Origin of the sequence: Paraburkholderia sp., assembly GCF_036488505.1 — a bacterium.
In the GTDB taxonomy this organism is placed as follows: domain Bacteria; phylum Pseudomonadota; class Gammaproteobacteria; order Burkholderiales; family Burkholderiaceae; genus Paraburkholderia.
The window spans coordinates 1-4,480 of sequence record NZ_DASXHN010000017.1 but is presented as its reverse complement, the minus strand read 5'-3'; the positions used below and the strand labels follow the sequence as shown (position 1 = coordinate 4,480).

Below are 4,480 nucleotides of genomic sequence, written 5' to 3'. Positions count from 1 at the left end.
CGCCGCGTTCAAAGACGGCATGGGAGCGTCGTGGAGCAACACCACGGTGCTGGTCGCGACGGAGTTCGGCCGGACCGCGGCCGCGAACGGCACAGGCGGCACCGATCACGGCACCGGCTCGGTCGCGATGGTACTCGGCGGATCAGTGCGGGGCGGACGCGTAATCGCGGATTGGCCGGGCCTCGCGCCGCATCAGCTCTATCAGGCGCGCGACCTGAGGCCGACCGCTTCGCTGGACGCGCTGATCGCCGGTACCGCGAGTGAAAGCCTCGGGCTCGATCCCGAGCGCACCGCGAGCGCGCTATTTGGCCGCACCGTGGCGGACAAACCGATGACGGGCGTCGTGCGGGCGTGATGCGCCGATCGGATTGATGCGTCCAATGCAACGTCGAATGACGATCGCGCGACGCGCGAGCGTATCACGCTCGATCGGGAACTGGCGAAGCCCGCGAGACTGCTCCATCCGGGCAGATCGCGGCCGTTAGCGGGGAGGGTGAAAGTGGGTGAAACAGACTGCGGACAGCGCAACGACGTCCACCGCTCTCAAGCGGTGCGGACCTGGCGTACCGGGGCCGGCGCGTCGCATTGACTCGACGCTGTTTTATGCGTCGCGTGAACCGAGCGCTCGCCGACACAGTGATAACGGCGACCGTAGTAGATCAGCGCGTCGCCCGCGCCGCGCGTGCGGGCCGCTTTGACCGCGCAGAAGAACACCGTGTGCGTGCCGACTTCGGTAATCGATTCGATCTCGCAGTCGAGCGATGCGAGCGCGCCCCGCAACACCGGCGCGCCCGTCTGCAGATAGTCCCATTGCGCGGCGGCGAAGCGCTCGTCGAGCGCGATCGCGCTGGTCGAGAAGTGCGCGGCGAGCGCCTGTTGCTCCGCGCTCAGTACATTCACGCACAGCTTGCCGTTCGCGCGGAATGCCGCGTTGTTGCGGCTGCTGCGATTGATGCACACGAGCAACGTCGGCGGTTCGTCGCTCACGCCGCAGACCGCGGATGCGGTGCAGCCCGCGAGGCCGGCTTCGCCATCGCTGGTGATGATGTTGACGGCCGCGCCAAGGCCGGCCATCGCATCGCGGTACGCGCTCTTGTCAAGCATGGGTGCCTCTGCTGAAAAATCCGCGTGCGGCCGCATGAGCGTGCGGACCGCATGCAATCAAACGTGCTTACTAAGCGCCCGCGTCGATCAGCGTTGCACGCCGCCTGCCGGTGCCGCCGCGCAAGCGGGCGAACGAAAGCGCGCCGCCGTGTGGCTGTCGGGCAGACGCGCATGGCCGAACAGCTTTTCCCGCAACGTGCCGTCGCGATACGCGCGCTTGTACGCGCCGCGCTCCTGCAAAAGCGGCACCACCAGCTCGATGAAGTCATCGAAGCACTCGGGCACGACGGTGCGCGACAGATTGAAGCCGTCGACACCGGTTTCCCCGGTCCACGCAACCAATTCGTTCGCGATCTTTTCGGCCGAACCGACGAGCGGTTGCTGGCGGCTGCCCAGCACCATCTGTTCGAGCAGCTTGCGTTTGGTCCATTGCGGGCCGGCCGCGCGCGTCATTGCTTCGACGTTCGACACGATCGCCTGGCTCTTGCCGGTTTCGATCGGCTCGTCGAGGTCGTAGCGCGCGAAGTCGATACCGAGCGACGCCGCCGCATGCACGAGCGCCGCCTCCGAGCTCACGTAGCGGCGATACTCGTCGTACTTCTCCACGGCTTCCCGATCGGTTCGGCCGGTGATGATGGTCTGGCCGAGCAGCACCTTGATGTCGTCCGCGCGCCGGCCACCGGCAACCGCGTGCGCGCGGATATCGTCGACGATCGCCTTGACCGCGGGCTTTGCCTGGCCATTGACGAACACGCACTCCGCGTGTGCCGCCGCGAACTGCTTGCCGCGCGCCGACGAGCCCGCCTGATACAACACCGGCGTGCGCTGCGGCGACGGCTCCGCGAGATGCATCGCGTCGACGCGGTACTGCTTGCCGTGGTGATGGATCACGTGGACCTTCGACGCATCCGCATAAACACCGCGCGCGCTGTCGCGCAGCACCGCGCCGTCTTCCCAGCTGCATTCCCACAGCTTGTAGACCAGCTCCATATATTCGTCGGCGAGATCGTAGCGGTCGTCGTGCGCCATCTGGCCGGTCAGGCCGATCGCGCGCGACGCGCTGTCCAGATAGCCGGTCACGATGTTCCAGCCGACCCGGCCGCGCGTCAGATGATCGAGCGTCGACATGCGCCGCGCGAACAGATACGGCTGCTCGACCGACAAGTTCGACGTGACGCCGAACGACAGATGACGAGTCACGGCGGCCATCGCCGGAATCAGCAGCGTCGGGTCGTTGACCGGCACCTGCACCGCGCCGCGGATTGCCGCATCGGGGTTGCCGCCATAGACGTCGTAGACGCCCGCCACGTCGGCGAAAAAGATGCCGTCGAACAGGCCCGCCTCGAGCTTGCGCGCGTAGTCGGTCCAATACTGCAGATCGGTGTAGCGCGTGGACTGGTCGCGCGGATGCGTCCATAGCCCTTGCTGGATGTGGCCTACGCAGTTCATGTCGAACGCGTTGAGAACGATTTCCTTCGGCATGGCGGATTCCGGCTGATAGGGGCGAGAAGGGCATTCGAGCGACGCATGGATTCACGGATCCTCGATGAATAACCCGGATTCACGAGCCCGCCGCGTCGAATGTCGTTCAATATAGTAGACGTAAAATTACTATGCAAGACATTGTTGGACGGTGGGCATCGGCGTTGTGACCCCCGTGCCGGCCGCCGTGGGGCATCGATATAATTTCGCGGTACCCACTTTCGCCCAGACGACCTCCACCATGTCCGAATCCTCCGCCGTCGATCTGAGCCAGGCGATTTCCGCGCGCGTGAAGGCCGAACGCGAGGCGCGCAACTGGTCGCTGAGCGAGCTGGCGGAACGTTCTGGCGTGTCCAAGGCGATGATCAGCAAGATCGAGCGCGGCGAGGCGAGCCCGACCGCAACCGTGCTCGGACGGCTATCGGGGGCATTCGGACTGACGCTATCGACGCTGCTCGCGCTTGCCGAGCAGACCGGCGAACGGCTGGTGCGCCGCGCTGATCAGGCGCTGTGGCACGATCCCGAAACTGGCTATACGCGGCGGCGCGTGTCACCGCCGACCGGCGGCGTGCTCGAACTACTCGAGATTGAACTGCCGGCCGGCGTGAAGGTGCCCTATCCATCGGATGCATTCGCGTTTCAGCATCAGCAGATCTGGGTCACACAAGGGGTGCTGACTTTCCGCGAGGGGGCGCAGACATACCAGCTCGAAGCGGGCGATTGCCTGCAGCTTGGCGCGCCGGTCGAATGCGAGTTCTTCAATGCCGGCGACGACGTGTGTCGCTATGTCGTGGGGCTGGTGCGGCGCTGAGCGCTGCCGCCAGAGATCAGCGGAAGCGCCGCGCACTGGTGTTGCGCGGCGCTTCCGGTTTCAGTCAAATGGAACTCGCACTGGATTCCCGCGCGCAGTAATCGAAGTGCTCGAACTGCGCAAAGTGCGAATAACCCAGCCGTTGACTGGCTCTCAACTTCCACCACCCCCGCCAGAGCGCACGCCGATCGTGATCCGATTGTTCACCGAAGTCACGCCTGGCACGCCTTTCGCGACATCCGCGGCCTGCTGGATCATGTCGCCCTGAGGCACAGAACCGCTCAGCGTCACTGCGCCGCCGCGCGCCCGCACGAATACGTTGGATACGTTGAAGCCCTGCGCTCGCGCGAGCGCGCGCCGGACATCGTGGCCGAGCTTGCGATCCGCCTGATGCATGGACTTGCTGTTCGCGGCAGGGGCCGCCGCCGTGTTGGCGGGCGCCATCGCGTCGCTAGCCTGCGCGTAGGCGCCAGAGGCGCTTGCCACGCATACCGCAACACCGAGCGCCTTCAAGAGATTGACTGTTTTCACGTTTTCACCATCCTCGATAAGTTGATGTCGATTCGTTGCATGTCAAAAATGGTGCGCTTTGGCGAGCAGGTCCGGACTCTTTGGAAAACGCCTGTCTTATAGAAGAGTGCCGCTATAGCGTTTCCGGCGCGTTTAAACAATAGGTCAGCCTGCGAGCCGATGCTGAAAAATGTGATGCGAACAGACATCGTATCAATGCGCATCCCGGCTCGCTGCCGAGCCGTTTCTCGTCGGATTGTTCGACGCGCAGCCGTATCGCGGCAGCCAGTTTGGTGCCGCGCAAAACGAGAGACGGGTGCTTTTTTGTAGAACCTTATTAACCGGATTTTAGGGATTTTTTGGCAAACGGCGTCGCTGCGGTTTTTATCGGCGAATTGAAATGTTCCAGCAAATGTCACCAATGGTGTCACGGCAATGAGGACCTCGACGTCGCCGAACGCGCGCGCTGTGTGCAGATGTGTCCCTCCCGCAAGCGGGATTCTTTTCGCTTATCACGTGGCCCATCTCAAAAAATGCAAGCGACGTAACTTTTCAGTTTTTAACTGATTTGTT

At 63.8% G+C, this 4,480-nt stretch carries 5 protein-coding genes; 2 read left to right on the top strand and 3 right to left on the bottom strand.

Annotated features, from left to right (window positions below):
* Window positions 1–355 (top strand): DUF1501 domain-containing protein (locus tag VGH68_RS01245; RefSeq protein WP_331601688.1); only part of this gene is annotated, 355 nt, incomplete at its 5' end.
* A gap of 188 nt (window positions 356–543) precedes the next feature.
* On the opposite strand, the gene VGH68_RS01240 is transcribed toward VGH68_RS01245, so the two are convergent.
* Together VGH68_RS01240 and VGH68_RS01235 are read right to left on the bottom strand one after the other, a co-directional pair.
* The gene (locus VGH68_RS01240; protein ID WP_331601687.1) at window positions 544–1,104 is read right to left on the bottom strand and encodes a flavin reductase; all 561 of its coding nucleotides are present in this window, start codon (window positions 1,102–1,104) and stop codon (window positions 544–546) included.
* A gap of 87 nt (window positions 1,105–1,191) precedes the next feature.
* On the bottom strand, window positions 1,192–2,586 hold the full coding sequence (locus VGH68_RS01235; RefSeq protein ID WP_331601686.1) for an LLM class flavin-dependent oxidoreductase: 1,395 nt from the start codon (window positions 2,584–2,586) through the stop codon (window positions 1,192–1,194).
* 241 nt (window positions 2,587–2,827) lie between these two features.
* Between VGH68_RS01235 and VGH68_RS01230 the strand changes: the two genes are divergently transcribed.
* On the top strand, window positions 2,828–3,397 hold the full coding sequence (locus VGH68_RS01230) for an XRE family transcriptional regulator (protein WP_331601685.1): 570 nt from the start codon (window positions 2,828–2,830) through the stop codon (window positions 3,395–3,397).
* Between the two features lie 153 nt (window positions 3,398–3,550).
* Here VGH68_RS01230 and VGH68_RS01225 read toward each other — a convergent pair whose 3' ends face one another.
* Window positions 3,551–3,928 (bottom strand): BON domain-containing protein, encoded by a 378-nt coding sequence (locus VGH68_RS01225; RefSeq protein ID WP_331601684.1) that lies wholly within the window; start codon window positions 3,926–3,928, stop codon window positions 3,551–3,553.
* Between the last annotated feature and the right edge of the window lie 552 nt (window positions 3,929–4,480).